At 72.4% G+C, this 26,584-nt stretch carries 24 protein-coding genes; 17 read left to right on the top strand and 7 right to left on the bottom strand.

What is annotated here, in order from left to right:
• Positions 1-17 precede the first annotated feature (17 nt).
• From mhpA to IE318_RS00395, 7 genes are read right to left on the bottom strand one after another with little or no spacing between them, the layout of a single operon-like run.
• Positions 18-1,631 carry a bifunctional 3-(3-hydroxy-phenyl)propionate/3-hydroxycinnamic acid hydroxylase MhpA gene (gene mhpA, locus IE318_RS00425; protein WP_189895515.1) on the bottom strand — a complete coding sequence of 538 codons (1,614 nt, stop codon included), beginning with the start codon at positions 1,629-1,631 and terminating at the stop codon, positions 18-20.
• Positions 1,628-2,407 (bottom strand): HpcH/HpaI aldolase family protein, encoded by a 780-nt coding sequence (locus IE318_RS00420; RefSeq protein WP_189895514.1) that lies wholly within the window; start codon positions 2,405-2,407, stop codon positions 1,628-1,630. Before IE318_RS00420 ends, mhpA begins: the two co-directional genes overlap by 4 nt.
• A complete protein-coding gene (locus IE318_RS00415) occupies positions 2,404-2,868 on the bottom strand; it encodes a nuclear transport factor 2 family protein (protein ID WP_189895513.1) in 465 nt (154 codons plus the stop codon). The genes IE318_RS00420 and IE318_RS00415 overlap by 4 nt, the downstream gene beginning before the upstream one ends.
• Before the next feature lie 2 nt (positions 2,869-2,870).
• Positions 2,871-3,665 (bottom strand): 2-keto-4-pentenoate hydratase, encoded by a 795-nt coding sequence (locus IE318_RS00410; RefSeq protein ID WP_189895512.1) that lies wholly within the window; start codon positions 3,663-3,665, stop codon positions 2,871-2,873.
• Complete coding sequence (locus IE318_RS00405) at positions 3,662-4,564, bottom strand: alpha/beta fold hydrolase (RefSeq protein WP_189895511.1); 903 nt, start codon at positions 4,562-4,564, stop codon at positions 3,662-3,664. The genes IE318_RS00410 and IE318_RS00405 overlap by 4 nt, the downstream gene beginning before the upstream one ends.
• Complete coding sequence (locus tag IE318_RS00400; protein ID WP_189895510.1) at positions 4,561-5,496, bottom strand: 3-carboxyethylcatechol 2,3-dioxygenase; 936 nt, start codon at positions 5,494-5,496, stop codon at positions 4,561-4,563. The genes IE318_RS00405 and IE318_RS00400 overlap by 4 nt, the downstream gene beginning before the upstream one ends.
• A gap of 55 nt (positions 5,497-5,551) precedes the next feature.
• Complete coding sequence (locus IE318_RS00395; RefSeq protein WP_189895509.1) at positions 5,552-6,913, bottom strand: MFS transporter; 1,362 nt, start codon at positions 6,911-6,913, stop codon at positions 5,552-5,554.
• Positions 6,914-7,057: 144 nt separating this feature from the next.
• Between IE318_RS00395 and IE318_RS00390 the strand changes: the two genes are divergently transcribed.
• The 17 genes from IE318_RS00390 (at position 7,058) to IE318_RS00310 (ending at position 26,584) form a co-directional block, all read left to right on the top strand.
• On the top strand, positions 7,058-7,693 hold the full coding sequence (locus tag IE318_RS00390) for a TetR/AcrR family transcriptional regulator (protein ID WP_189895508.1): 636 nt from the start codon (positions 7,058-7,060) through the stop codon (positions 7,691-7,693).
• Entirely contained in the window at positions 7,686-8,414 is a 729-nt protein-coding gene (locus IE318_RS00385; RefSeq protein ID WP_189895507.1) for an SDR family oxidoreductase, read from the top strand. Before IE318_RS00390 ends, IE318_RS00385 begins: the two co-directional genes overlap by 8 nt.
• A gap of 641 nt (positions 8,415-9,055) precedes the next feature.
• A complete protein-coding gene (locus IE318_RS00380) occupies positions 9,056-10,021 on the top strand; it encodes an ABC transporter ATP-binding protein (RefSeq protein ID WP_189895506.1) in 966 nt (321 codons plus the stop codon).
• Complete coding sequence (locus tag IE318_RS00375) at positions 10,018-10,821, top strand: ABC transporter permease (protein WP_189895505.1); 804 nt, start codon at positions 10,018-10,020, stop codon at positions 10,819-10,821. Before IE318_RS00380 ends, IE318_RS00375 begins: the two co-directional genes overlap by 4 nt.
• A gap of 186 nt (positions 10,822-11,007) precedes the next feature.
• A complete protein-coding gene (locus IE318_RS00370; protein ID WP_189895504.1) occupies positions 11,008-11,964 on the top strand; it encodes an ACP S-malonyltransferase in 957 nt (318 codons plus the stop codon).
• A complete protein-coding gene (locus tag IE318_RS00365) occupies positions 11,951-13,540 on the top strand; it encodes a class I adenylate-forming enzyme family protein (protein WP_189895503.1) in 1,590 nt (529 codons plus the stop codon). The genes IE318_RS00370 and IE318_RS00365 overlap by 14 nt, the downstream gene beginning before the upstream one ends.
• Complete coding sequence (locus tag IE318_RS00360) at positions 13,521-13,799, top strand: acyl carrier protein (RefSeq protein ID WP_189895502.1); 279 nt, start codon at positions 13,521-13,523, stop codon at positions 13,797-13,799. The genes IE318_RS00365 and IE318_RS00360 overlap by 20 nt, the downstream gene beginning before the upstream one ends.
• 5 nt (positions 13,800-13,804) lie before the next feature.
• Positions 13,805-14,998 carry an aminotransferase-like domain-containing protein gene (locus tag IE318_RS00355; RefSeq protein ID WP_189895501.1) on the top strand — a complete coding sequence of 398 codons (1,194 nt, stop codon included), beginning with the start codon at positions 13,805-13,807 and terminating at the stop codon, positions 14,996-14,998.
• Positions 14,998-17,382 carry a lantibiotic dehydratase gene (locus IE318_RS00350; protein WP_189895500.1) on the top strand — a complete coding sequence of 795 codons (2,385 nt, stop codon included), beginning with the start codon at positions 14,998-15,000 and terminating at the stop codon, positions 17,380-17,382. Before IE318_RS00355 ends, IE318_RS00350 begins: the two co-directional genes overlap by 1 nt.
• Positions 17,379-18,437, top strand: a complete 1,059-nt coding sequence (sbnA, locus tag IE318_RS00345; protein ID WP_030176440.1) for a 2,3-diaminopropionate biosynthesis protein SbnA — start codon at positions 17,379-17,381, stop codon at positions 18,435-18,437. The genes IE318_RS00350 and sbnA overlap by 4 nt, the downstream gene beginning before the upstream one ends.
• Positions 18,434-19,462 carry a 2,3-diaminopropionate biosynthesis protein SbnB gene (gene sbnB, locus IE318_RS00340; RefSeq protein ID WP_189895499.1) on the top strand — a complete coding sequence of 343 codons (1,029 nt, stop codon included), beginning with the start codon at positions 18,434-18,436 and terminating at the stop codon, positions 19,460-19,462. Before sbnA ends, sbnB begins: the two co-directional genes overlap by 4 nt.
• Positions 19,459-20,220, top strand: coding sequence for a 3-oxoacyl-ACP reductase FabG (gene fabG, locus IE318_RS00335; RefSeq protein WP_189895498.1), 762 nt, complete (start codon positions 19,459-19,461; stop codon positions 20,218-20,220). Before sbnB ends, fabG begins: the two co-directional genes overlap by 4 nt.
• A 43-nt stretch (positions 20,221-20,263) precedes the next feature.
• Positions 20,264-20,554: an acyl carrier protein gene (locus IE318_RS00330; protein ID WP_030176434.1), complete on the top strand. Its 291-nt coding sequence runs from the start codon at positions 20,264-20,266 to the stop codon at positions 20,552-20,554.
• Between the two features lie 2 nt (positions 20,555-20,556).
• Complete coding sequence (fabZ, locus tag IE318_RS00325) at positions 20,557-21,066, top strand: 3-hydroxyacyl-ACP dehydratase FabZ (protein WP_030176432.1); 510 nt, start codon at positions 20,557-20,559, stop codon at positions 21,064-21,066.
• Between the two features lie 84 nt (positions 21,067-21,150).
• On the top strand, positions 21,151-23,175 hold the full coding sequence (locus IE318_RS00320; RefSeq protein WP_189895497.1) for a GNAT family N-acetyltransferase: 2,025 nt from the start codon (positions 21,151-21,153) through the stop codon (positions 23,173-23,175).
• 59 nt (positions 23,176-23,234) lie between these two features.
• Positions 23,235-24,269, top strand: a complete 1,035-nt coding sequence (locus IE318_RS00315) for an aminomethyl transferase family protein (RefSeq protein WP_189895496.1) — start codon at positions 23,235-23,237, stop codon at positions 24,267-24,269.
• Positions 24,269-26,584 carry a beta-ketoacyl-[acyl-carrier-protein] synthase family protein gene (locus tag IE318_RS00310; RefSeq protein WP_189895495.1) on the top strand — a complete coding sequence of 772 codons (2,316 nt, stop codon included), beginning with the start codon at positions 24,269-24,271 and terminating at the stop codon, positions 26,582-26,584. Before IE318_RS00315 ends, IE318_RS00310 begins: the two co-directional genes overlap by 1 nt.

Below are 26,584 nucleotides of genomic sequence, written 5' to 3'. Positions count from 1 at the left end.
TCGGGGACATGCCGGGATCACGCGATGCAGGCGGCCTCGAAGACCTTGCCGAGTACGTCGTCGACCTCCTGGGCCAGGCACTCGGCGGCGATCACATGGTCGGGGCGGACGACGACGGCGCCGACCGGGCGTGCGTCGAACCAGGCCTGCAGGCTCGTCTCCCCGCCGAGGTCGCCGACGACGGTGACGCCGGGTGCGGCCTGTTTGCGCGCCCACGGCAGCTGCGCCTTCGGTACCACCTGCACGAGGCGGGCGCCGAGGCGATCGAGCACGGCGAGTCGCTCCGCCGACAGGAAGGCCGTCGGGTCGTTGTTCCAGGTGATCACACGCCAGCCCTGCCCGGTGGCCTCGTCGAGCAGCATCTCCACGCCGTCCGCGTCGGTGGCCTGCGGCTGCGGGAAGATCGAGCCGGCGAGACGCGGCACGTCGCGGGCCGGCAGGGTCTTGAACGCCGGCAGTGGCGTGTGCACCACGACGCCCTGGTCGAACTTCGGCTGGGGCTTGAACGCCTGACGCTTCTGGGCCTCCCGCTCCTCGGGGGTGCGGTTGGCGGCGATCCGGTCGCGCTCGGCGGCCTTGACCGGATCGTGGTCCGTCATCTCCTTCGCCATACCGAGGGAGACGGCGACCATCTGCGTGACGTGGCCCCGCCGTTCGGTCTCGTACGTGTCCAGCAGACCGTCGGTCGACAGGCCCTTGACGACGGCTGCCAGCTTCCAGCCGAGGTTGAAGGCGTCGCGGATCCCCGAGTTCCAGCCCTGGCCGCCGACGACCGGCATGACATGGGCGGCGTCACCGGCCAGGAAGATCCGCCCGTGGCGGAACCGCCCGGCGACACGGGCGTGGTGCCGGTAGACGCGGCGGCGGATGATGTCCAGCCTGGACGGGTCCGGCACGTGCGGCGCCAGCAGGCCGAAGACGAACTCGTCGTTGTCGACGTCGGCCTCGGACTCGTGCTCGAAGAGCGTGAACTCCCAGCGCCTGATGCCGTGGGGCAGTGCGATGGAGGCGTAGCTGCGGGTCGGATCCCCGCCGAAGACGGCATGGGGCGTACCGATCGGGTCGTTGGCGACGTCGATCACGATGCCGTCGCTCGGCCGGGTCTCGCCCTCGAACGAGATGCCCAGGCGCTTGCGGGTGGGCGAGGCCCCGCCCTCGGCGGCGACGACGTACAGCGCGCGCACCGTCTCGCCGCCTTTGAGGGTGGCGACCACGCCGTCCGCGTCCTCGGCCAGGTCCACGACCTCGGCGCCGAAGCGTGCGGCGGCGTTCGGGAAGCGGTCCAGTCCGGCGAGCAGCACCTGGTCGACCAGCGGCTGCACGAAGCCGTTGCGGCGCGGCCAGCCGAACTCGCGCGTCGTCGGGTTCACTTCGGAGAGGATCGTCCGGTCCCCGTTGATCATGTAGATCTTCTGGTCGGGGATGGTGTGGGGAAGCACCTCGTCGACGAGCCCGGCGGTCTGCATCGCGCGCAGCGCCTCGTCGTCGATGCCCACGGCCCGCGGGTAGTCGATGAGTTCGTGCTCCCGCTCGACGACGAGTACGTCGATGCCCTGCTGCCCGAGCAGGTTGGCCAGGGTCAGGCCGACGGGGCCGGCACCGACGACGAGGACGTCGCAGGCGGTGGTCATGAGGTGCTCCCAGTGGATCGTGCCGAGTCGAGCGCGGCGATGGTGTCGCCGAACGCGCGGTTCAGCAGGACGAGATCGATGCCGAGGCCCACGTAGTCGACAAGGCCGTCGGCGAACAGCCCGGCCGCGTATGCGGGCTGCCCCGAATAGATGCCGAGGGTGACGCCGTGAGCGGCCGTCACCGCGCGCAGGTGCGTGATCGCCTCCCGCACGGGGCCGTCCTCCCAGTCGCCCCGCCCGGGCAGGCCGTAGGAGACGGCCAGGTCGGCCGGACCGATGTAGACCGAGTCCAGGCCCGGGGTCGAGACGATCTCCTCGGCGCGGTCGACGCCGGCCTTCGTCTCGATCTGCGCGATGGCGGACACCGCGCGGTTGCCGGCCTCGGTGTACGGGTCACCAGGGTCGCCCGGGTACAGCGCGGGCCTGGACGGACCCAGGCTGCGGTTCCCGACCGGCGGATACTTCGTGGCGGTGACCAGAGCCTCGGCCTGGGACCGGGACTCGACGGTGGGCGCGACGATGCCGCGGGCTCCGCTGTCGAGCAGCCGCAGGATCGGGGCGGGATCCAGCGAGCCCACGCGCGCGTACGCGTACGCGTTGTCCCGCGGGATCGAGCGCAGGATCCCGCATGCCGCCTCCAGCCCCAGTTCGCCGTGCTGGAGGTCGAGGACCACCCCGTCGTAGCCGGCGGCCGCCGCCCACTCGGGCATCGAGAACGAGGGGAGCGACTGGTGGTACAGGACGGGGTTGCCGCCGCCGGGAGCCGCCCGCTTCACTGTGCCGGCCCTTCCCGCCCGGCCAGTCGCGCGGCGTGCGCCGCGGCCGCCTTGCCGCCGAAGACCGGCACGATCTCGCGGCGGGCGAACCGCCACTGCCCGTCGACCTTCCGGTACCGCTCGCGGAACTCGCCGACCGAAGCGGGCTGCGTCTGCGGCTCGTTGGTGTCGCGGAAGGTGAGGTACTGCACCGTGCCGTCGACTTCCTCGCCGTCCCACACCAGGCGGATCCCGCCGATGAAGTGGCGGCCGACGACATCGGTCTGCCGGGCGCGCTTGGCGCCCCAGACCTTCATGGCCTCGCGGTCCATGTCACCCATCGGGCCGACCGAGACGCCGTCCTCGGTGTACAGCTCCCAGGTGGTGTCCGCCCGGTTGTGGTCGAGGCGGTAGAGCATCTCCGCGATGAGCTGCTCGATCTCGACGCGGGTGGTCGCGTCGACGGGGCGGTAGTCGCTCATGTTCAGCCTTTCGAGTCCGCGGTCGCGACGACGCGACCGAGTCCGGTGATGGTGGCGACGCACTCGACGTCGGCGGGCCACGGCTCGATGTAGCCGATGGACCCGGACAGCAGCACCTCGCCGGCGCGCAGCGGCTCGCCGGTGCGGATCGCGGTCCCGGCCAGCCAGATCACCGCGTTGACCGGGTCCTCAAGGACGTTGCTGCCGATGCCCCGGGTGATCTCCTTGCCGCCGCCGGTGATGACCATCTCCACCTTGGTCAGGTCGACCTCGCCGTACGGGTGCTGCTCCTCGCCGAGGACGACGCCGCTGCAGCCGGCGTTGTCCGCGATGGTGTCGACGATCTGCCCGACCGAACCGCCGTAACGGAAGTCGACGACCTCGAACGCGGGGGTCACGTAGTCGATCGCGGCTTCGACGGCCTCGCGGGTGGCCTCGAGGATGTCGCTCTTCAGTACGAACGCGACCTCGGCCTCGATCAGCAGGCGGTTGTACCGGGACAGCGGAAGGTGCGTTCCCGAGGGGTGCACCATGTCGTCGTGGATGATCCCGTAGTCGGGCTCGGAGATGCCCACCCGCTCCTGTACGAGCGGGTTGGTCAGGCCGACCTTGCGGCCCACCCGCCTCACGCCCAGCTCGCGCTCGCGGAGGGCGGCGAACTCGGCGGAGATCGCGTAGGCCGCGTCGAGATCCCGCTCGGGGAGCCGGGGGCTCACGTACGGCACCGTGTACACGTCGCGCTTCGCCTCGAACAGCTCGCGCGCGATCCGGTTGACGGTCTCCTGGGCGACGCTCACGGGCGGTCCTTTCGTTCGGCATGCTTCTTCAGGAAGGCGACGGCCGCGGCGTTGAACTCCGCGGGGCCCTCCCACTGCGGCCAGTGCGCGGCGCCGCGGATCAGCAGGTACTCGCCGTCCGGGATCAGAGCGCACAGACGCCGACCCTCGGCCTCGTCGCCGGTCGGCTCGTTGTCGGTCCACACCATCAGGGCCGGCACCGGGAGCGCCGCGAAGTCGTCGTCCGTGACCCGGTTGCGCCGGCGCCGCTCCGGCTCCCGCAGGGCGGAGACGTACGCCATGCTGAACCCGTCGCGGGCGTAGATCGCCTGGCGGACGCGTACGAGCTCGTCGGTGATCTTCTCCGGATCGTGGATGACGACCTGAAGGCGCTTCTTCACGTTGTCGAAGGTCGGCTCGCTCGCCGCCTGGGTGCTCACCGACTGCGTCTTGTCCAGCCGCGGCTCCTCGACCATCCGCCCGCCCGGTGCGGACAGGATCACCGTGTGCAGCCGGTCGGGGTGCTTGGGCGCGAACTTCAGCGCGAGCCAGCCGCCGAGCGACTCACCGGCGAGGTGCACGCGCTCCAGCTCCAGTGCGTCGAGCAGCGCGAGCAGGTGCTCCTCGTAGTCGCGGATCTCCAGGGGATGGTCGGCCGGCGAGGTGTAGCCGTGGCCGGGGTAGTCGTAGCCGATCACCCGGAAGCCCGCCTCGACGAAGGCGCGGATGTTCTGCGTCCACGCCTCGATGTGGCCGCTGGTGCCGTTGGCGAGCACCACCGTCTGCGCCTCGGGGCCCGCTCCGGTGAAGTCGAGGACGCGGGTGCGGTAGCCGCCCGCGTCCACGTACCGCAGCGTGTGCTCCAGGTCCGCGATCTCCTCCCACAAGGTCGCGAAGTGCGTCTTTCCCGCCTGGCTCATGCGGTCACCGCCGCCTGGATCGCGAAGCCGGCGCCCCACTTCTCGACCGCCCAGTAGTGGTCGACGGCGAGGCGGTACGGGCCGGCGGTCGACAGCGCCGCGTAGGCGGCGATCCAGCTGCGCATCTCGTGCGCGGCCGAGCCGCCCTCCGCCATGAACCAGCCGTTCTCCCAGCCGTCGACCGGGCTCAGGTCGCCGGAACGGAGCACATCGAGGACGAGCGTGTCCCACTCCTCGTTCAGCGGGTCGCTCGGCGCCCTGCCGTCGGCGATCGCCTGGATGCCCCTGACGATCATCTGCTCACGCTCGTGCCGCTCCTCGGGCGAGGGCGCGTACGAGACCAGGCGCTCGTGCACGGTGTCGGGGGCACCGTCCCAGCGCGGGATCGGCGGGCTGTGGGAGATGCCGCCCGAGGCGAGGAACAGCACCTTCTTGTCCATCGCCCGGGCGGCCCGGCCGAACGCCTCGCCCATCAGACGCACCCGCCGCATCGGGGAGAGCGGCAGGCCGATCGCGTTCACGAACACCGGCACGATCGGCTGCGTGAAGCCCTTCCCGAACACGAAGTCGAGGGGCTGGACCACGCCGTGGTCGACCTTCATCCGCTCGCTGCGGCCGATGTCGATGCCCTCACCCAGCACTGCCGCGTGGAAGGCCCGGGCGGCGCCGCCGTCGACGGGGAGCGGTCCCGCGGTGGTGCCGTAGTCACCGACGCCTTCGGCGGCCGCGCCGATCGCCCACGGGGTCATCAGCGAGTAGAGCTGGCCGTTGAAGTGGTCGGGCCCGAACACCACGACCAGGTCGGGGTCGTACTCGGTGACGAACTCTTTGACCTCGTCGATGGCGGCATTGATCTCGGCGAACGTCTCCCCGCCCGGGTCGACATTGCCGAAGGACGGCGCGTGGGAGAGCGCTGCGACGGCCAGCGGCATGGCGTGGTGCCTCTTTCTCGGGTTTCTCGGATTTCTCGGAAGCGGTGGACGGCTGCTAGGCGGCCGTACCGGCGAGCGCGGGCTGGGTATCCGGTACGGCGGAGCGGGAGCGGCGCAGGTGCAGGTGCAGGGCCAGGACGCAGAGGCCGGCGACGAGCATGGGAAACGCGAAGACGGTGAAGGCCGTCCCCATCCCCAGCCCCGCGTCGAAGGCCGCACCGCCGACGATCGGGGCAGCGATGCCGCCGAACCGGCCGAAGCCGATGACGACACCGAAACCGGTCGAGCGGGCCAGCGTCGGGTACAGCGTCGGGACGATCGCGTAGAAGGCGGCGGTGCCCGCGCAGACGAAGAACGAGGCCAGGAACAGGGTCCACCAGGCGGTCGGCATTCCCGGCCCTGCGATGCCGAACAGCGACAGGGCGGCGGTGGCCAGGACCAGGAAGACCGGAGCCAGGAAACGGACGTCGATCTTGTTGCCGAGGAAGCCGAAGAGCACGTTGCCGAGGATGCCGCCGATGCTGAAGGCGGTGACGAGCTGTGGGGCGAGCGCCGGGTTGTGGTTGGCGGACGCGACGGAGCTCGGCGCCCAGTTCGTCATGAAGTAGAAGCTGAGCATGTACGCGACGTACCCGACGATCATCAGCAGCGTGTAGAAGCCGGTCCGGCCGGTGAACACGGCGCGCAGCGAGCTCTTCGCCCTGACGCCCGTCGAGTCCGACGCCGGGAGCGCTTCGAGCGCGGGGCGGCGCATCTTCGTCAGGAGCGCGTTGAGCTGCTCCAGGGAGTCCGCGCGACGGCCCTCGGAGAGCCAGGCGAGCGACTCCGGCAGGAAGGCGAAGGTCGCGACGGCGGCGATGACGCTCAGCGCGAAACCGACCCACCAGCCCAACTGCCAGCCGTGCGCACCCAGCATCGGGCCCACGATCATGGAGCCGAGCAGCCCGCCGATGTTGATCGCGGCCGCGTAGACGGCCATCACCAGTGCGTACACGCGCCTGCCCGTGTACTCGGCGAGGATGACACCGACCACGGCCACCAGGGAGCCGATGCCGATGCCGGTGATGACGCGGCTCAGGACGAGGGGGCCGGTACCGGTCTCCGGCGTCGCGAACGGGCCGATGAGCATGCCGATCGCGATCGTCGCGGTGGAGATGACGCCCATCTTGCGTCGGCCGATGCGGTCGGCGAGCGGCGCGACGATGATCGAGCCCACAAGCATCCCGATCAGGGCGCCGGACATGACGAGTCCGAGTTCTGCCTTGGAGACCCCGAAGCCCTTCTCGAGGTACGGGGCGGCGAACGAAGTGAGCGAGACGTCGTAGCCGTCGAGCACGACCAGGGCGATCGCGACGATGACGGCGCGGATCTGCAGGCCGCTCATTCTCTCTTGAGAGATGTGGTCGGTGATCCTCATGGAGACCTCTCTGTCTCGGGATCGGGACGCTTCCCTAGAAGCGGTGTTCTAGAATCGGCATTACGATGACCAGCGCCCATCACCGGTGTCAAGGGGTGGCGTGCATTTGGTAGAACTGCAGTCCGAAGAGCAGTGAGGGGACCGATGGTCACGAGGCGGAAGACCCACCGGGCGTCCGAGGTGTCGAAGCGGGCGATCCTCGAGGCCGTGCTCTCGCGGGCGGTCGAGGCCGGTTACGAGGGCACCACCATGGCCGATGTCGCACGCGCGTCCGGTCTGCCGATCGGTTCGGTCTACTGGCACTTCCAGAACAAGGAGCAGCTCTTCGTCGAGCTGCTCGACTACTGCTTCGAGGTCTGGAAGCAGGCCAACGCGTCCTTCGGTGACATGCGCGACCTGCTGCGGCGCACCATCAGCGGCTCGGCGGCAGCCTCCGCGAGCCTGACCGATCCGGCCGCTGCGTTCTGGAGCATCGGCCTCGTCTTCGCCTTCGAGCGGCGCCTGGAGGACAACCTCGCCCGGCAGCGGTACCTCGCCATCCGCAAGGAGATGTTCCAGTTCGTCACCTCCCACCTGCGGACCTCGTACCCGGACGTGCCGGAGGACGTCGCGGCGGAGCTGGCGCACGACATGGCCGTCATGGGGCGCGCGCTCACCGACGGCTTCCGGGTGGCCGCGGCCGCCGGCGACGACACCGACTTCGCCCGTTACGCCGATTTGGCCGCCGACGCGCTCGAGTCCCTGGTCGCCACCCGCCTGAAGGAGTACGGGCATGCCTGAGACCCCGTCGTCCGTGTCCGAGAAGGTCGCGATCGTCGTCGGTGGCGGATCCGGAATAGGCGCCGCGTGCGTGCGGGAGTTCGCCGCGAACGGCTACCGGGTGGTCGCGATGTCGCCGTCGGGCCGGGCCCGGGCCCTGGCCGAGTCGCTCGGCGGCGCCGGCCTGGACGGCTCGAACACCAGCGTCGAGGACCTGAAGGCGTGCGTCGACCTCGCGGTGTCGCGGTACGGCCGGGTCGACGCGGTCGTCAACAGCAGCGGTCACGCGGCGCGCGGCCCGGTGCTCGAGATCACGGACGAGCAATGGTCCGAGGGCGTCGACCTCTACCTGCTGAACGTCGTGCGCATGGCCCGCCTCGTGACGCCCCACCTGATCGCCTCCGGCGGCGGCGCGATCGTGAACATCTCCACCGCGGGCACCTTCGAGCCCGGCCCGAAGTTCCCCGTGTCGGTGACGATGCGAGCGGCGCTGGCCTCCTTCACCAAGCTGTACGCCAACGAGTACGGCCCACAAGGCATCCGGATGAACAACGTGCTCACCGGGCTGACCAAGGACGACCCCAGTGTGGTCCCGGCCGAGTGGACGAGCGGCATCCCGCTGCGCCGGGCGCAGAGCACCGCGGAGGCCGCTCGGATCGTGCGCTTCCTGGCCGGCGAGGAGTCGGCCTATATGACCGGACAGAACCTCCGCGTGGACGGTGGAGAGACCAAGTCGGTCTGAGGCGCATCGGCCGGCTTTCTGTCACCGTACGTCGTATGCCGTCCGGGCCGGGCGGCGGTTCCGCCGTGTGGGCACTCAGGAACAGCGTCGGCGTGGGTGCCGAGGCAGGGCGAAGCAGCGGCCGGAGCACCGGACCTCGCTGTCCAGGAGCAGCCCGCCGATACGTTCACGGAACGCCTCACGAGGGCTGGTCGAGGGGACGCAGGTCCTCGATGGCGGACCCACGGGGACATGAGCAGCCGATCGGCGGAGCCCAGGCCCGAGCAGGGGCCGTTGCAGCTGTGGACCTCGACGGAGACAGGTCGGGGCGCAGGAGTCGGACCATGTACCCGATCTGCCCCGGTCGTCCGGGTCGAACGGGTGGCGGCCGCCGGCGGCCGCCCGGCGGGCCGCGCTGTACGCGTACGGCTCTTGAAGGCCGGGCCTCGCCGGTGAAATGACGTCACGACGGCTCATCCCGATGGCGCCGACGGCTCGCACCGCCGGTGCCTCTCGCCTCAGGTCCGGCGAGTTTCGGCAGCTCAGCCCGTATGCCCGTACCTCGATAGGGCGGCGATAGCCGCTCCGGTTCGGCCGGATAGCGCGGGGCGCAAGAGTGGTTTCCGCCAAGGCAGCCCCCACCGAATCGTGAGGACCTGAAGATGACCGAAACCCAACTCCGTCCGGCGCCGAGGGAGGTGAGGTCCCCGGAAGCCCCCGCCGCCGTGCTCAGCACGGTCGTCAAGCGGTTCCGCAACGCCAAGGGCGAGGAGTTCACCGCCGTCGACGGCCTGGACCTGCGGATCCGCCGCGGTGAGGTGGTGGCCTTCCTCGGGCCGAACGGCGCCGGCAAGACGACCACCATCGACATGCTGCTGGGGCTCACCCGGGCCGACTCCGGTCATGTGGAGCTGTTCGGGCAGGCGCCGCAGCAGGCGGTGCGCGCCGGGCGGGTCGCCGCCGTGCTCCAGTCCGGCGGGCTGCTGCCCGACCTGACCGTCGAGGCGACCGTACGGATGCTCGGCTCGCTGCACCCCGGCGCCGACATCGAGCACGTCATGGCCCGGGCCGGCATCACGCCGCTGCGCCACCGCCGGGTCGCCGAGTGCTCCGGCGGCGAGCAGCAGCGGCTGCGGTTCGCGGTCGCGCTGCTGTCGGACCCGGACTTCCTGGTGCTGGACGAGCCGACCGCAGGCATGGACGTCGTCGCCCGCCGGGAGTTCTGGGCCACCGTCCGCGAGGACGCCGAGCGCGGCATGACCGTCATGTTCGCCACCCACTACATGGAGGAGGCCGACCAGTTCGCCGACCGTGTGGTGATGATCGACCGCGGCCGGGTCGTCGCCGACGGCTCCGCCTCCTCCATCCGCGCCGCCATGACCGGACGTACCGTCTCCGCTCTGATCAGCCCGCGTGACGCGCAGGCGGTGGCGGCCTCGGCCGCGGTCCGCTCCTGCGTGGTCCGCGGCGAGCGCCACTACTTCGACTCCACCGACTCCGACGCCCTGCTGCGGGTGCTGGTCACCCAGACCTCGGCCACCGAGATCGAGGTCGCCCCGCGCAGCCTGGAGGAGGCCTTCATGGCCATCACCCACCAGGGCCGCGACCCCCAGGAGGCCTCGCGATGACCACCGTGACCGCGCCGGCCGCCGTCCCCGCCCGCGCCCGCACCTCGCCGTTCAGCGGCGTCAACCCGACCTTCGTCCGCTACGAGCTGCGCCGCCGCTTCAACCGCCAGACCACCATCTTCACCCTGCTCCTCCCGGCGGTCCTCTACCTCGCCCTGTTCCGCACCGCCCCCGCCCACGGGACGCTGCCGCACGGCAACTTCGCCGCCTGGATGATGATCGGCCTCGCGGTCTACGGCGCCGCCATGGCCGCCACCAGCTCCGCGGCCACCATCTCCGTGGAGCGGTCGGCCGGCTGGATGCGCACCATCGCGCTGAGCCCGCTGGCCCCGCCCGGCTATCTGCTGGTCAAGGTGGTCTGCTCGGTCGTCATGGCCGCCGTGCCGGTCGCCATCGTCGGCGTCCTCGGCGCCCTGACCGGGGCGCACACCAGCACCGAGGTGTGGGTGACCTCCCTGCTCGTCGCCTGGCTGGGGGCCGCGGTGTTCGCCGCGCTCGGCATCGCGATGGGCCTGGTCATGAAGCCCGAGGTGGTGATGCACATGCCGGGCCTGACCATGACCGCGCTGGCCTTCCTCGGCAACCTGTTCATCCCGCTCAGCGGCACCATGCTGGAGATCTCCCGGTACACCCCGATGTACGGCGTCTCCACCCTGGCCCGCTACTGGCTCACCGACGGCTACACCTTCAGCGGCGAGCACTCCAGCCTGGCCGGCGCCGTGTTCAACATCGCCGCCTGGTTCGCCGGCTTCTCCTTCATGGCGATCCGCCGCTTCGCCAAGAGCACGGGCCGCAACTAGGACCTCCCGTTCGGCCTCAGGGGGTGTCTCGGCCGCCAGGCCCGCCCTTCCCGCACCCACCCGTCCAAGGCCGGGGCTCCCCACGCAGCGCCCCTCCCTCCACGGCTCCCACCGCACCGCCGTACCGGCCGCCACCCGCCTCAGCGCCGCGCGACAGGTACCCGACACGAAAGGGGGATAGAACAAATGTTCGCAATCATTGCACCGGGCCAGGGTTCCCAGACCCCCGGCATGCTGGCCGGCTGGCTGCGCGACCCGGTGTACGCCGAGCGCGTCAGGGCCTGGTCCGAGGCCGCGGACGTGGACCTGGTCCACCTGGGCACCAAGGCCCCGGCCGCGACCATCGCCCGGACCGAGCACACCCAGCCCCTGCTGGTCGCGCAGGGCTTGCTGATGCACGAGGCGCTCGCCCCGGCGGCGTCCGCGCAGACCGCGGTGGTGGCCGGCCACTCCGTCGGCGAACTGACCGCCGCCGCCCACGCCGGCGTCCTCACACCCGCCGACGCCGTACGGCTCGCCGCCGTCCGCGGCCGCGCCATGGCCGCCGCCTGCGCCGAGGCGCCCACCTCGATGGCGGCCGTGGTCGGCGGCGAGGAGGCGGCGGTGCTCGACCGGATCGCCGAACTCGGCCTGACCGCCGCCACGTTCAACGGCCCCGGCCAGATCGTCGCGGCGGGACTTCAGGAGGACCTGGCGAAGCTGGCCGCCGCGCCGCCGACCGGGGCCACCGTCAAACCGCTGCCGGTCGCCGGCGCCTTCCACACCCCGTACATGGAGTCGGCGCGCCGGACCTTCGCCGCCGCCGCCGAGGCCACCCACTTCGCCCGGCCCCAAGGGCTGCTGCTCTCCAACGCCGACGGCGAGGTGCTCGCCACGCCCGAGGTGATCCGCCGGCGCCTGGTCGACCAGGTCGTACGGCCCGTGCGCTGGGACCTGTGCCTGGCGAGCCTGGCCCGGCTGGCACCCGCGCTGACGGTGTCCCTGCCACCCGCCAAGACCCTCACCAACATCCTGCGCCGCCGGCATCCCGAACTCGCCGTCCTGCCGCTCAACACCACCCGCGACATCGGCAAGGCCCAGGCCCGCCTCGAGGCCCTCGAGTCCGCCGTACGGGAGGAGGTGCCCGTCCATGCCGGTGTCTGACCTGCTCGCCCACCGCCGCGCCGACCGCGGCGACCACCCGGCCGTCGTCGACTCCGAGGGCCCCCTCGACTACGCCGGACTGGGCGCCGCCGTGGACCGCGCCGTCGGCTGGCTGCGCGCCGAGGGCGTCACCGCCGGCGACCGCGTCGTCCACGCCGGCCGCAACGACCGCTCCTTCCTCGCCCTCTTCTACGCCACCCTGCGCATCGGCGCGGTCTTCGTCCCCGTACACCCCGATCTGACGGACACCCAGCTCGCCCACATCGTCGACGACTGCTCCGCCGCCCTGGCGATCTGCTCGCCCGGCGCCGGAGCGAGCGCCCCGCGCACCGCCGAACCCGCCCGTGCCTGGCAGGAGATCCAGCGGACCCCCGCCGACGACTTCACGGCCGAGGTCCCCGACGACGCCGTCGCCATGCTCATCTACACCTCCGGCACCACCGGCCGCCCCAAGGGCGTCGTCTGCCCGCACCGGCAGATGCTCGCCTCGCTGGAGTCCATCAACGCCTGCCTCGGCTACCGCGCCGACGACGTGGTGCTGTGCCGGCTGCCGCTCTCCTTCGACTACGGCCTCTACCAGGCGCTGCTGTGCGCCCTGACCGGCGGCACCCTCGTTCTCGCCGAACGCGCCGGGGACATGGGCCTGTTGCGGGTGATCGAGGACCACGGTGTGACGGTCGTCCCCCTGGTTCCCTCGCTGGCGCAGATCCTCACCCTCCTCCAGCGCAAGCACCGGCGGCCCACGAAGGTGCGGCTGTTCACCAACACCGGGGCCCGCCCGGGCAAGGCCGTCATGGCCGAACTGCTCGACGTCTTCCCCGGATCGGGCTTCGCCTCCATGTACGGCATGACCGAGTGCAAGCGCATCTCGATCCTGGACCCCGCCGAGTACGCCGCCCACCCCGACTCCGTCGGCCGGCCCATCCCCGGCGACGAGGTCCGGATCACCGCCCCCGACGGCACCACTCTCGGCCCCCGGCAGACCGGCGAGATCGTCGTCCACGGCGCCACCGTGATGGCCGGCTACTGGGGCGTCCCCGTCGAACAGCAGCAGCGCTACGTCCGCCGCGCCGACGGCTCGCTCGAGCTCCACACCGGCGACCAGGGCTGGCTCGACGAGGACGGCCGGCTCTACTTCGTCGGCCGCGACGACGACATGATCAAACGGCGCGGCATCCGCCTCGGCCTGACCGAGATCGAGGACGCCGCCGAGCGGATTCCCGGAGTGAGCGCGGCGGTCGCGCTGCGGCCCGAGCCGGAGGACGGCCCGCTGCACCTGGCGGTGCGCACCACGCTCACCGCCGAGGAGGTCCGCGCCCATCTGGCGCTGCGGCTCGACCGTGCCCGCAGGCCTGACCGGATCAGCCTCATCGACACCGTGCCCCTGACCAAGAACGGCAAGCCCGACCGCAGGGCCGTCCAGCTCCTGGTCGATCCACCCGGCCCGCCCCACGCGGACACCGCGGCACCGGCCCCGCCGTCCGCCACGGCGCCACCCGCCCCGCCCTCCACCCCGACGCCTCCCATCGCAGAGCCCACCCAGACGAGGACCAGCCATGAACCAGTCGCAGTCTGACCAGCCGACCCAGTCGCAGTTCGACCAGCTCGTCGAGCAGGTCTGCGCGGTGACGGTCACCGACCCGGAGACCCCGCTCGTGGATCTCGGCGTGGACTCCCTGCACACCATCGCCCTGGTGATGGCGGTCGAGGAGCGCTACGGCATCGAGATCGACCCCGAGGTGATCGGCGACCCCTCGCTGACATCCTCCGCCGGTCTGTGGCGCTCGGTGCAGGACCAGCTGGCCGCCGCGCTGCCGGCCAGAGCGGGGAGCTGAGCGCCATGTGGACCGACATACGCCCCGAGGTGGAGATGCCGCGCCTGTTCGAACGGGGCGGGGACGTCATCTCGTTCGCCGGCGGCCTGCCGGACCTGGACGTGCTGCCCCTGGAGACGATCTCCGCGCAGCTCTCCCGGCTCGTCCGGCTCGGCGGAAAACTCGCCCTGCAGTACACCACCCCGCACGTCGCCGGGGCCCTCGTCCCGGCCATCAACGACCTGATGGCCCGTGAGGGCACCACCGCCGGCGCCGACCGGCTGGTCCCGACCGGCGGCTCCCAGATGGGCCTGATGGCCGTCGGCCTCGGGATCGCGGCGCCCGGCGAGACCGTCCTCGTCCAGACCCCCGCCTACCCCGGCGCCGCCGCGGCCTTCCGCACCGCCGGCCTCACTCTCCACCCCGCCCCCGAGGACGCCGACGGCCTCGATGCGGCGGCGCTGCGGGAGACCGTCCTGCGGCTGCGTGCCGCCGGCCGGACGGTACGGCTGCTGTACTGCAACCCCACCTTCCAGAACCCGACCGGCGCCACCCTCTCCGTCGCCCGCCGCCACGAACTGCTCGCCGCGGCCCGCGAACTGGACCTCCTCCTCATCGAGGACAACCCCTACGGCCTGCTGTCCTTCGACGGCGAGACCACCACCGCCCTGCACGCACTCGACCCGGACCGCGTGATCTACCTCGGCACCTTCTCCAAGGTGTTCGCGCCGGGCCTGCGCTGCGGCTGGATCGCGGCCCCCGAGCAGCTGGCGCGGACCCTGCGCCGTACCACCGAGATCATGTCCCTGTCGCCGTCCGCGCTGGCCCAGGCCGCGCTCGCCGCGTTCCACACCCGGGCCGGCTGGAGCGACCTGCTCGACGCCTACCGCACGAGCTACAAGGAGCGGTGCGCGCTCATGGCCGACGCGCTGGAGGCCGAACTGGGCACCGACGGGCCCTGGCAGTGGGAGCGGCCCGGCGGCGGCTTCTACATCTGGCTGCGCCACCGCGACGGTGTCGACACCACCCGCTTCGCCGAGGCCGCCGCCGAACACGGCGTCTCCTACGTGCCCGGCAGCCACTTCGGCATCGACGGCGAACACGCCGACGGACTGCGGCTGTGCTTCAGCAACGTGGCGCGGGGGCGGATCGCCGAGGGCGTGACCCGGCTGGCCGCCGCGCTCTCGGCACCCGTGCCGGCCCTGCGGGGAGCGGCCTGATGACCACGGCACTGGACACCAGGCAGGCCCTGGACTGGTCCGCGTTCGCCCCCGGTCACCCGCTGGGCGACAGCCCCTGGCGGGTGTGGGGGGTGGGCCTGCTGCGCAGCGCGGGATTCCCGGTCTCCGGGCTGAAGCTGCTCGGCGGCCCGCGCGCGGCCCGCGCGGCGGCCCTGACGGACGACGGCGGCGGTACGGCCCGTGGCGCCTACAACGCCCACGGCGCCCACAACGCCCAGGACTCCTACGACGCCTTCCGCGCCGCCTACCGCGCCGACACCGACGCCGAGTCCGCACAGCTCGCCAGGCTCGCCGCCGACGACCGGGTGCGCCGGGCCATCGCCTGGCAGAACCGGACCGTCTACCACCTGCTGGACTCCGTCGCGGCCCGCAAGGGTCCGGAGTCCAAGCGCCGGCGGCGCGAGCGGACCCTCGCCATGTACTGGCTGCGCTACTGCGCCAAGGCCGAGACGATCGGCTTCTTCGGCCCGGCGGCCTGGATCGGCGTCGGGCAGGGGCAGCCGGCCATGGACGTGGAGCACGGCCCGGCGCTGACCGCCGAGAGCCGCACCTTCCTGGAACGCTGGACGGTGGCGGCCCTCGCCGACTGGATGACGGCGCAGCCCGGCGCACGCTGGTGGTTCCCGCCGGTGCTCCGGCCCGACGTCCACCTCGACGGCGACCGGCTCGTCATGCAGGGCGGCCGTACGGTGCGGCTGCGCGAGGACGACGTCCAGGTGCTGCGGCTGGCCGACGGCGACCGCGGCGGCGAGGCCATCGCCGACGCCCTCGCGGCGACCGCCGGCTGGGACCCGGCGACCGCCCGGCAACGGGTGGAGAAGGTCCTCACCCGGCTGCTGAAGCAGCGGGTCCTCACCTGGGACGCCAACATCCCCGTCGACGTACGCGCCGAGGAGATCCTGCGGCGCCGGGTGGCCGGCATCGGCGACCCGGAGCTGTTCGTCCGCTGCCAGGCGGTCCTGACCGAACTGGACCGGCTGCGCGAGGACATCGACCGCGCGGACGGCGCGGAGCAGCTGGTGGCCGCCCTGGACCGGCTCGACGACTTCTTCGTCCGTACGACCGGACAGGCGGCCTCCCGGGAGGAGGGCAAGGCGTACGCCGGGCGCACCCTGTGCTACCAGGACGCGCTGCGCGATGTCCGGATGGACCTCGGACGGGACTTCTTCGACGCCGTCGCCCGGCCGCTGGCCCTGGTCGCGGACGCGGCCGACTGGTTCGGCAACCGGCTCGCCGAGCTGGTGGAGGCGGAGGTCGCCCGCTTCGTGCGCAAGGCCGCGGAGCGCCGGAGGGACGTGACCCTCGCCGACGTCTGGACGCAGGTGCTCGGCCTGTTCTGGGGCGAGAACGCCACCCCGGTGCACACCGCGACCCGCGAACTGGCCGAGAAATGGCGGGAGGTGCTCGACCTGGACCCGGCGGCCGACGCGTCCGTCCCGGCGCGGCTGCGGGTGGCGGACATCGAGGAGCGGGCCCGCGCGGTCTTCGCCACCGGACCCGTGCGCTCACCGCACCTCGCCGTCCACAGCCCGGACCTCCAGGTGGTGGCGTCCTCCCCGGAGGCGGTCAACGCCGGCGAGCACACCGTCGTCCTCGGCGAACTGCACGCCTGCCTGGCCACGCTGGACCTGCCCTTCCTCGACTGGACCACCGACGCCGGCTCGCTGCGGGACAAGGTCAACGCGGCGATCGACGCCCCGCGGCTGGTGCCGCTGCTGCCGGTGGAGTGGAAGCGCAACAGCGGCCGGATGGTGCCCGCGCCGATCGGGGCGGGGGACCGGCTGATCGGGTTCACCAGGGCGCCTTACGACGACCGGACCCGCGTCGATCCGGCGGCGGCGATCGCGCTCGCCGAGACGGACGGCACCGTCACCGCGACCACCCCCGACGGCCGCACCTGGCCGCTCGCCGAGCTGCTCGCGGTGCCGGTCTCCATCATCGCCGCCGACGCCTTCAAGGTCGGGCTCGACCGGGCGCACGCCCCGCGCGTGAGCCTCGACGACCTGGTGCTGTTCCGGGAGACCTGGCGGCTGCCGGTGACCGGGATCGCCCTGCCGGAGAAGGCCGACCGGGAGCGCGACTACCTCGCGGTGCGCCGCTGGGTGGCGGAACAGGCCCTGCCCGACCTGCTCTTCGTGAAGTTCCCCGAGGAGACCAAGCCGTCGCTGGTGGACTTCACCAGCCCGACCCTCGTACTCGCCTTCGCCGGCCTCGTCCGCACCGCGCGCCGCCTCGACCCCGACGCCGCCGTGACCCTCAGCGAACCGCTGCCGGCCCCGGACGACTCGTGGCTGACCGACGCCGACGGCGAGCGCTACGTCAGCGAACTGCGGCTCCAGATCAGCAGAAAGGTGCCGGAATGACCGTCCTCGCCTCCGACGCGTCGGCGCCGGTGCTCGGTGCCACCCGGACCCGGGACCCCGACATCGTCGCCACCATCGGCTCGACCCCGCTCGTCGCGCTCGACCGGCTGTTCCCGCCCGCGCGGTTCCAGGTGTACGCCAAGTGCGAGCGCTTCAACCCCGGCGGCTCCATCAAGGACCGTGCCGCCAAGTCGATGATCGAGCACGCCATTCAGGCCGGCAAGCTCGTCCCCGGAGTCTCCACCGTCGTGGAGTCCTCCTCGGGCAACCTCGGCATCGCCCTCGCCCAGCTGTGCAACTTCTACCGGCTCAGCCTGATCTGCGTCGTCGACCCGCGCACCACCGCGCAGAACGCCGCGATCATGCGGGCCTACGGCGCGACGGTCGAGGTCGTCGACCGCGACCCCGCCACCGGCGAGTACCTGCCCGCCCGGATCAACCGGGTACAGGCCCTGCTGGAGAGCGTCCCCGACGCCTACTGGCCCAACCAGTACGCCAACGAGTACAACGCCCGCGCACACCACCACACCATGCGCGAGATCTGCGAAGCGCTGCCCGGCGGCCCCGACTACCTGTTCCTCGCCGCCGGCACCACCGGCACGCTGCGCGGCTGCGCCGAGTACATCCAGGAGAGCGGGCTGGCCACCCGGGTGGTCGCGGTGGACGCCGTGGGCAGCGTGATCTTCGGCCCGCCGGAACCGTGGGAACGCGGACACCGGCGCACCATCCCCGGGCACGGCGCGGCCGTCGTACCGCCGCTGCTGCGGCCGGGCCTGGCCGACCGGGTCGTGAAGGTCACCGACCTCGACTGCGTCCGCGGCTGCCGGCAGCTGCTCGCCCAGGAGTCCATCCTCGCCGGCGGCTCCTCCGGCGCCGTGATCGCCGCCCTCCAGGGCGCCACCGACTGGCTGGAGCCGGGCGCGACCTGCGTCGCGGTGCTCCCGGACGGCGGCGACCGCTACCTCGACACCATCTACTCCGACGCCTGGGTCGAGACCCGTTTCCAGGAACCCCAGCCTCAGCCGAACCCCGACCACGAAAGGAGTGAGCCGTGAAGATCCTCGGACGGGACGACGTCAACACCGCCCTGAGGGGTCTCGAACCCGCCGTCCTCGACGCCGTGCGCAGCGCCTACGTGCTGCACGGCCAGGGCCACTCGCAGGTGCCGTTCTCCAGCTTCCTGCGTCCGCCGCGGCCCACCGGCTCCCGCATCATCTCCCTGCCCGCCTACCTGGGCGGCCCGGAGCCGGTGATGGGCCTGAAGTGGATCTCGTCCTTCCCGGCGAACGTCGAGCAGGGCCTGCAGCGGGCCTCCTCGGTGCAGATCCTCAACGACCTGAACACCGGTTACCCCAAGGCGCTGCTGGAGGGCAGCCAGATCTCCGCCTCCCGCACCGCCGCGAGCGCCGCCCTCGCCGCCGGCGCCCTGCACGGCGACCGCCGGGTGCGCACCGCCGGCCTGATCGGCTGCGGCACGATCAACCAGCGCGTCCTCGCCTTCCTCGCCCTGACCCACCCGGAGCTGGAGACGGTCGTGCTCCAGGACGTCGTACCGGGCCGCGCCGAGGTCCTCGCCGCCGAACTGGAGTCCGAATACCCGAAGGTCGCCTTCCGCACCGGAGACGTCGGCGACGCCCTCGCCGCCGAGACCGTGTCCATCGCGACCACCGACTCCACGTACTGGCTGGACCTGGCCGAGTACCCCGAGCGGCCCGCCGGCCAGGTCATCCTGCACCTGTCCCTGCGCGACCTGAGCACCGGCTCGGTCCTGGACGCCTACAACGTCGTCGACGACATCGAGCACGCCATCCGCGAGCAGACCTCCCTGCACAGGGCCGAACGGGAGGTCGGCCACCGGGAGTTCGTGCACGCCGAGATCGCCTCGGTGCTGGGCTGCACCGAGCCGCCGGCCACCGACCGCACGGTGATCTTCTCTCCCTTCGGCCTGGGCGTCCTGGACCTCGCGGTCGCGCAGGTCGTCCTCAGGACCGCCACCGAGGCCGGTCTGGGCACCGAGGCCGCCGGGTTCGACCCGGGCAGCCACCGCGTCACCGCGGCGATGCTGGGGAGCGCGGCATGAGCACACCGGGAACCCTGTTCGCCGAGGGCACCAAGGCCCTGGTCACCGGCGCCTCCCGGGGCATCGGCGCCGCCGTCGCGATCGCGCTCGCCGAACACGGCTGCGACGTCGCCCTCAACTACCGCTCCAGCTCCGCCCGGGCCGAGGAGGTCGGCGAGCGGATCCGCGCCCTGGGCCGCGAGGCACTGCTGCTGAAGGCCGACATCTCCGACGAGGCCCAGGTGGCCGCCATGTACAAGGAGCTGAAGACCGCCTGGCGCTCCCTCGACGTGGCCGTCCTCAACTCCGGGGTGACCGCCGACGGACACCTGGCCGCCATGAGCGCGACCAAGTGGCAGGAGGTCATCGGCACCAACCTCACGGGCACCTTCTACACCGCCCGCGAGGCCACCAAGCAGATGTACGCGAGCGGCGGCGCGATCGTCCTCATCGCCTCCACCAGCGGCATCGCGGGTCGGGCCGGCCAGGCCAACTACGCGGCCAGCAAGGGCGGGGTGATCTCGCTGGCCAAGACCCTGTCGTACGAGGTCGCGCCGCGCGGCATCCGCGTCAACGTCGTCGCGCCCGGGTTCATCGACACCGACATGGTCAAGAAGGTGCCGCCCGCGCAGATGAAGAAGGCCCTCCAGGCGATCCCCATGGGGCGCATGGGCACCCCGGCGGAGGTCGCCCAGGCGGTCGCCTTCATGGCGAGCCCCGCCGCCTCCTACATCACCGGCAAGGTGCTCACCGTCGACGGCGGAATGATCCCCAACTAGCCCATATCACAACAGATCTGATCTCTCATCGAAAGGAACACCCATGTCCGTCGCCACCTTCGAGGACATCCGCAGCCAGGCCGAGGCGCGCCTGGAGAAGAACATGAAGGTCAAGTCGATGATCATCGACCGGCTCGGCCTGGACGTGGAGCCGGCCGTCGTCTCCGACAACCAGCCGCTGTTCGGCCGCGGCCTGGAGATGGACTCGCTGGACACCCTGGAGATCGTCGTCATGGTCAACAACGAGTACGACGTGCTGATCAGCGACGACGACTTCGAGGCCTTCGGCTCCATCAACGCCCTGGTCGACTTCGTCGAAGCCCGCGAGGTGTGAGCATGACCGTCACCTCCGAGGCACCGGCCAGGAGCGCGAAGAAGAAGTTCGCTTACTCCTCCGACGACATCAAGCGGATGCTGCCGCACCGCTGGCCGATGCTGATGATCGACCGCGCCTACGACGTCGTGCCCGGCGTCTCGGGCCGCGGGGTGAAGAGCGTCTCCGTCAACGAGCCGTTCTTCGCCGGCCACTACCCCGACCACTCGATCATGCCCGGCGTGATGATCGTCGAGGCGATGGCCCAGCTGGTCGCCGTCGTCTACGTCGCCGAGATGATCGAGTCGCCCGAGCCGCTCGGCGACGCCGACCCCTCCGCGAGCGTCGGCTACCTCGGCTCGATCAGCTCGATGAAGTTCTCCCGGCTGGTCGTCCCCGGCGACCAGCTCACCCTCGACGCCAAGCTCGGCCAGCGCCTGGGCGGCCTGAGGCAGGTCTCGGTCCGCGCCAGTGTCGGCAACGAACTGGCCGCCGCGGGCTCGCTCATCGTCACCACGGGCCGCAAGGGCTAGCCCCTCCACCCGCATGAGCCCGTACGCGTACGGGCCCGAGAACGAGCCCCGTACGCATCCGACCCGAAGAGAAGGAGGTGTGGAATGTCCATCACGATCCGCCCGTACCAGCAGGGCGACGCGCATGACATCGCGGAGCTCTACAACCGCCACCGCGACAACCCCAACCCGGTGGCCGGAGGCATCACCGGCGAGGAACTGGAGCGCGAGCTCGCCGAGCGGGACACCGGCACGTTCCTGGTGGCGGTGGACGGCGGGCGTGTGGTGGGCACCTTCGGCCTGTTCCACAACACCGGCCGGCGCTCCGCCCGGGCCGGCGAGCTGATCGCCGACATGTTCTTCGTCGCCCCCGCCTACCGCAACGGCGTGATCACCGGACGGCTGTTCACGGAGGCCGTGGAGTGGATGGTGCAGTCCGGCTGCCTGGTGCTGCGGCTCACCGTCAACCCGGCCAACACCGTGGCGTTCAAGCTGTACCGGCGCGTCGGCTGCGTCTCCGTCGGGCAGACCGTGCCCGGCGAGGACGGCAACGTCGAACTGCACAACTACATCCCGCTGATCCTGCGCAGCGTCTTCGCCGACCTCGGCCCCGACGTCCGGGCGGCCCTCGGCGGCCTGAACAGCTTCGCCACCGTCACCGAGTCCCGCGACGACGAACTGCGCTCCGACGTCCGCCTCCTCGACGGCGTCCGCACGGTCGACTACTGCCTGGCGCTGGGGGAGTTCCGGCTCACCGCGAGCGTCGACGTCGACCGGGGCGTCGTACGGCGGGCGGAGGTCAGCGGACCCGACGGGGCGAGCCGCACGCTCGGGCTCGCCGAACCCCCGTACCGGGTCCGCGCCCCGCGCCGGGTCGAGCCGTACCGGTTCGCCTCCGGGGGGCTGGCGGTGGAGGTGGACGGCGACGACGGGACCGTGCGCGTGCTGGCCGACGGCCACCACGGGCCGGTGTTCGTCTCCACCTGGCCCAGCTGCCGCGCCGACCGCCCGGCCGGCTGGCGTGAGGGCGAACCGCGCGACCTGGAACTCGTCCCCGTCGAGGGCGGGGTACGGGTCACCGAGCGGTGCGGGGACGACGAGGTCACCGGCACGATCACCCTCACCGACGGGGTGCTCGGCCAGGACTTCACCTTCACCCGCAGGCCCGGCCGGATCTTCCAGACCGTGGGACTGCGCCAGGGCACCTTCGCCCCGGGCGGCTGCCCGGCCCGCCCGATCGGGCTCGGCCTCGGTGTCCGCGACGCCTCCGAGGTCGTCGCCGCCGCGCACACCGCCCCGCCGGGCGGCGACCTGGCGTGGCACGGCGCGGACTGGGACGTCCGGGTGCCGGTCCGCGAACCCGTCCGGCTGATCCACAGCGCCCTGCTGGAGCGGGGCCTCGCGGCCGGCCCGGACGGGGTGGCCCGGCTGCGCACCGAGTTCCACCGCCGGGACACCCGCGGTGGTGCCGCCGCAGTGGCCGCAGGAGCGGTGGCGGGCCCCCGCCGGATTCAGCTCGACGCGTCCGCCGCGGGCGTCACCGCATGGAAGGAGGGCACGAGCAAGGTCCTGCGCAGCCCGTTCCCGCGCACCCGGGCGTTCGGCAACAACCCCCGCTGGAGCGCCGGGATGTGGGTCACCGCCGAACACAGCCGGTTCGGCCGCGCCGGCGGCCTCGGCTGGGGCGTGCGCTCCACCGCCGCGTGGGAGGAGAAGCACCCGCTCGCCCTGTACGGCCCGCAGGAGGGGATCGGCTTCGAGCTGACCGCGTCCGAGGACACCGGCGAGCCGGTCCGCGTCGACATCCAGGCGCCCGGCTCCCACGAGGAGGTCGTCCTCTGGCTCACCCCCCACACCCCGCGCCGCACCACCGCGGTGATCGACTCCGCCGGCACCCGGTGGGAGCTCGACTCCTCCGAGTTCCGGCAGATCTGGGCCGCGGCGGTCGCCGTACGCCTCTCCGACGGCACCTGGCTGCACTGCCGGCCCGCGGACGCCACCGGCACCGGCCCGGCCGAGGCGGAGATCGTCCTGCGCACCACCCCCTCCGGCCTCCTCATCGGCTGCGCGTCCCCGGCGCGACGGGAGAACGCCTGGCACCTGTCCGTCCACCGCGAACCCGCCCTGTGAACACCGCACTCACCGACATCCACACGAACCCAGACACACACCGGAAGGAACCACCCGCCATGACCACCGCCCCGCTGCGCACCGAGACGGACGACTACACCACCGTCCGCACCACCGTCGGCGCCTACCGGATCACCGCACCCCTGGTCCGCGTCTCCGGCGACGAGCGGATCACCCTGCTCGACCAGTTCCTGGCCAAGTCCGGCGAGTTCGTCGAGCCCGACACCGTCCGCGAGGCGCTGGCGCTGAACGCCGACGGCACCCCGTTCGCGATCCTGCTGCACTTCGAGATCGGCGACGACGCCTGGCTGCTGCCGCGCACCCAGGTCACCGCCGACGAACTGCGCGCCTACCTCGAGCAGCTGGACGTCCCCGAGGACGTCACCGTCGAGGTCGAGCCGGAGGGCTGGGGCGCCAGCGCCTTCGAGGGCCCGACCGCCTGGTCCGTGGCCGCGAACTTCGTCGACTTCGACATCTCCGGACTGACCCTGCACGCCGTCACCGAGTCCGCGCTCCCCGAGGAGCCGGCCGCCCTGGCCCACCTGGCGCGCGTCGGCACCACCGGCGAGTACGGCTACCTGCTGCTGACCAATGCCCCCGACGCCGCCCACGAGGCCGTGCTGGCCGCGGTCGCCGAGCAGAGCGGAGCGCCGGTCGGCCCGGAGGGCCTGGCCCGGGTGCAGGCCGAGGCCGGCATGGCCGTCTACGCCGCCGGGTTCGCCGGTCTGACGGTGGGCGAGGCCGACCTCGCCTGGATGATCGACTGGAACCGGATCGGCGAGTTCCACGGCTCCGACGACCTGGAGCAGCCGACCACCGGCACCGCCCGGCTGACCGCCCTGGCCGCCCCCGCCGAGAGCCGGTTCGCCGCCGGCGCGAAGGTGACCGCCGCCGGTGAGGAGGTCGGCACCGTCCTGTGGCAGGCGCCCGCCGCCAACCCGGAGGAGGAGCTGGTCCTCGCGCTCCTGGACGCCCCCTTCTGGGTCCCCGGCCTGGAGCTGGCCGCCGGCGACGAACAGGGCGCCGAGCGCCCGCTGCGCACGGTCACCCTGCCCCGCGTCATCGCCCGTTCGCTCACCACGAGGATCTCCTGATGACCACACCGAGAATCGCCCTCACCGGCCTGGGGCTGATCACCGGGGCCGGGGACGACGTCGAGAAGGGCTGGTCGTCCATCACCGCCGGCACCTCCGGCATCCGCACCAACACCCTCTTCGACACCTCCGAACTGCTGACCGAGTGGGCGGGCATGGTCACCGCCGAGCAGCCGTCCGACGTCGACCGCTGCTACGCCCTCGCCGCCACCGCCATCCGGGAGGCGCTGCGCACCAGCGGCCTCGACCTCGACACCGTCGACCGGGACCGGGTCGCGGTCGTGGTCGGCTCCAGCCTCGGCGCCATGCCCACCCTGGAGGGCGTCCACGCCGGCCTGGTCCACGAGGGCAGGCTGGACGCCCAGGCCGCGGCGGCCTCCCAACTGCCCTGCGTCGGCGACTACATCGCGGCCGAGTTCGACCTGCGCGGCCCGCGCGTGGTCCTCTCCAACGCCTGCGCCGCCAGCGCCGTGGCCCTCGGCTACGCGGCCGAGCTGCTGTGGAAGGAGGACGTCGACTACGTCATCTGCGGTGGCGTCGACCCGCTCGCCTCCCTGTCGGCGTACGGCTTCAGCGCCCTGGGCGCGCTGGACGCCGAGCCCTGCTCGCCGATGTCGGCCTCCAGCGGGCTGACCCTCGGCGAGGGCGCCGGGTTCATGGTCCTGGAGTCCGCCGACCGGGCCGTCGCCCGCGGCGCCCGGCCCCTGGCCGAGCTGGGCGGGTACGGCCTGTCCTGCGACGGCTACCACCAGACCGCCCCCGACCCCAGCGGCAAGGGCGCCTGCGCCGCCATGGCGCAGGCCCTGGACACCGCCGGTCTCGGCCCCGCGGACGTCGACTACCTCAATCTGCACGGCACCGGCACCCCCGCCAACGACGCCTCCGAACCCAAGGCCGTCAAGCTGCTGTTCGGCTCGTCCGTCCCGCCGGCCAGCTCCACCAAGTCGATCATCGGCCACACCCTCGGTGCGGCCGGCGCGGTGGAGGCGGTGGTCAGCACCCTCGCGATCGACCGCGGCACACTGCCGCCGACCGTCAACACCCGGGGCGTGGAGCAGCCGTTCGGCCTGGACATCGTCCCGGACACCGGACGCCCGGGCGCTCCCGAGGTGGTGCTGTCCAACTCCTTCGCCTTCGGCGGCAACAACGCCTCCGTGGTGCTCCACCGTCCGGGCCGACCGGGCTCGGCGCCCCGGCGCACGGAGTCCGTCCACGACGTGGTGGTCACCGGTGTCGCGGGCCTGGCGGGCGCCGCCCGCAACACCGCCGAGCTGCTCGCGGCGCTGGCCGAGGACCGGCCCTGCTTCACCGAGGTGGAGGAGGTCGAGGGCGTCGGGGAGGTGCCCGTCGGCCGGATCGACGTCAAGGCCGCCTCCCGGGGCATCAACCCCAGCCGCGCCCGCCGCATGGACCCGCTCAGCCTGCTGGCCGCCGCCGCGGTCGCCGACCTGTACGGCCGGCACGGCAAGCCCTCGCGGGCCGAGGCCGAGGGCACGGGCATCGTCTTCGCGACCGGCTACGGCCCGGTGACGTCCGTCCTGCAGTTCCACAAGGGCGTCCTCCAGCAGGGCATCAACGGCGCCAACCCTGCCCTGTTCGCCAACACCGTCGTCAACGCGGCCGCCGGCCATGTGGCGATGCTGCACCGCTACCGCGGCTACACCGCCACCATCGCCAACGGCGGCACCAGCTCGGTCCTCGCCCTCCAGCTCGCGGCCCGGGTCATCGCGCGCGGCGCCGCCGACCGGATCATGGTCGTGATCGCCGACGAGTTCCCCGAGCAGGCCCTGGCCACCCAGGCCGGACTGCCCGGCTACGCCCGCACCGCGCGGGTCGTCCCCGGCGGCCGCACCGGAACGGTGCTCAGCGAAGGGGCGGCGGCCGTTCTGCTGGAGAGCCGGGAGTCGGCCGCCGACCGCGGCGCGGACGTCCTCGCCCGGGTCCGCGGCTACGGCGCCTCCGGCGAGCCGGCGGGCATCGGCCGCATCGGCCGCGACGGCGAGGCCTGGTCGCGGGCGCTGCGCGCCGCCATGGCCGAGGCGGAGACCGGCCCGGACGGCATCGACACCGTCGTCTCCGCCGCCTCCGGCTACAGCCTGGTCGACCTGGCACAGTCCCGGGCCCTGCGCCTGGCGGGCCTGGACGGCCGCCCGGTGCTCGCCCCCAAGGCGCTGCTGGGCGAGACGTACGGCAGCGCGGGCGCCCTCGGCCTGGTCGCCGCCCTGAGCGGCGAGACCCCCCGGGGCCGGCTGCTGCTGTCCAGCTTCGCCTACGGCGGCAGCTACGCGGCGGCCGTGTTCGACACGGGGGAGTGA

Source organism: Streptomyces spiralis, from assembly GCF_014654675.1.
Classification (GTDB): domain Bacteria; phylum Actinomycetota; class Actinomycetes; order Streptomycetales; family Streptomycetaceae; genus Streptomyces; species Streptomyces spiralis.
Note: the sequence above shows the minus strand (reverse complement) of the source record. Positions and strands in the feature narration are given on the sequence as shown.

What these genes read in the sequence shown, in the direction of transcription:
- mhpA (WP_189895515.1), bottom strand. Translation starts at nt 1,631, where the DNA reads ATGACCACCGCCTGCGACGTCCTCGTCGTCGGTGCCGGCCCCGTCGGC.
- IE318_RS00415 (WP_189895513.1), bottom strand. Translation starts at nt 2,868, where the DNA reads ATGAGCGACTACCGCCCCGTCGACGCGACCACCCGCGTCGAGATCGAG.
- IE318_RS00405 (WP_189895511.1), bottom strand. Translation starts at nt 4,564, where the DNA reads ATGAGCCAGGCGGGAAAGACGCACTTCGCGACCTTGTGGGAGGAGATC.
- IE318_RS00400 (WP_189895510.1), bottom strand. Translation starts at nt 5,496, where the DNA reads ATGCCGCTGGCCGTCGCAGCGCTCTCCCACGCGCCGTCCTTCGGCAAT.
- IE318_RS00395 (WP_189895509.1), bottom strand. Translation starts at nt 6,913, where the DNA reads ATGAGGATCACCGACCACATCTCTCAAGAGAGAATGAGCGGCCTGCAG.
- IE318_RS00390 (WP_189895508.1), top strand. Translation starts at nt 7,058, where the DNA reads ATGGTCACGAGGCGGAAGACCCACCGGGCGTCCGAGGTGTCGAAGCGG.
- IE318_RS00385 (WP_189895507.1), top strand. Translation starts at nt 7,686, where the DNA reads ATGCCTGAGACCCCGTCGTCCGTGTCCGAGAAGGTCGCGATCGTCGTC.
- IE318_RS00380 (WP_189895506.1), top strand. Translation starts at nt 9,056, where the DNA reads ATGACCGAAACCCAACTCCGTCCGGCGCCGAGGGAGGTGAGGTCCCCG.
- IE318_RS00375 (WP_189895505.1), top strand. Translation starts at nt 10,018, where the DNA reads ATGACCACCGTGACCGCGCCGGCCGCCGTCCCCGCCCGCGCCCGCACC.
- IE318_RS00370 (WP_189895504.1), top strand. Translation starts at nt 11,008, where the DNA reads ATGTTCGCAATCATTGCACCGGGCCAGGGTTCCCAGACCCCCGGCATG.
- IE318_RS00365 (WP_189895503.1), top strand. Translation starts at nt 11,951, where the DNA reads ATGCCGGTGTCTGACCTGCTCGCCCACCGCCGCGCCGACCGCGGCGAC.
- IE318_RS00360 (WP_189895502.1), top strand. Translation starts at nt 13,521, where the DNA reads ATGAACCAGTCGCAGTCTGACCAGCCGACCCAGTCGCAGTTCGACCAG.
- IE318_RS00355 (WP_189895501.1), top strand. Translation starts at nt 13,805, where the DNA reads ATGTGGACCGACATACGCCCCGAGGTGGAGATGCCGCGCCTGTTCGAA.
- IE318_RS00350 (WP_189895500.1), top strand. Translation starts at nt 14,998, where the DNA reads ATGACCACGGCACTGGACACCAGGCAGGCCCTGGACTGGTCCGCGTTC.
- sbnA (WP_030176440.1), top strand. Translation starts at nt 17,379, where the DNA reads ATGACCGTCCTCGCCTCCGACGCGTCGGCGCCGGTGCTCGGTGCCACC.
- fabG (WP_189895498.1), top strand. Translation starts at nt 19,459, where the DNA reads ATGAGCACACCGGGAACCCTGTTCGCCGAGGGCACCAAGGCCCTGGTC.
- IE318_RS00330 (WP_030176434.1), top strand. Translation starts at nt 20,264, where the DNA reads ATGTCCGTCGCCACCTTCGAGGACATCCGCAGCCAGGCCGAGGCGCGC.
- fabZ (WP_030176432.1), top strand. Translation starts at nt 20,557, where the DNA reads ATGACCGTCACCTCCGAGGCACCGGCCAGGAGCGCGAAGAAGAAGTTC.
- IE318_RS00320 (WP_189895497.1), top strand. Translation starts at nt 21,151, where the DNA reads ATGTCCATCACGATCCGCCCGTACCAGCAGGGCGACGCGCATGACATC.
- IE318_RS00315 (WP_189895496.1), top strand. Translation starts at nt 23,235, where the DNA reads ATGACCACCGCCCCGCTGCGCACCGAGACGGACGACTACACCACCGTC.
- IE318_RS00310 (WP_189895495.1), top strand. Translation starts at nt 24,269, where the DNA reads ATGACCACACCGAGAATCGCCCTCACCGGCCTGGGGCTGATCACCGGG.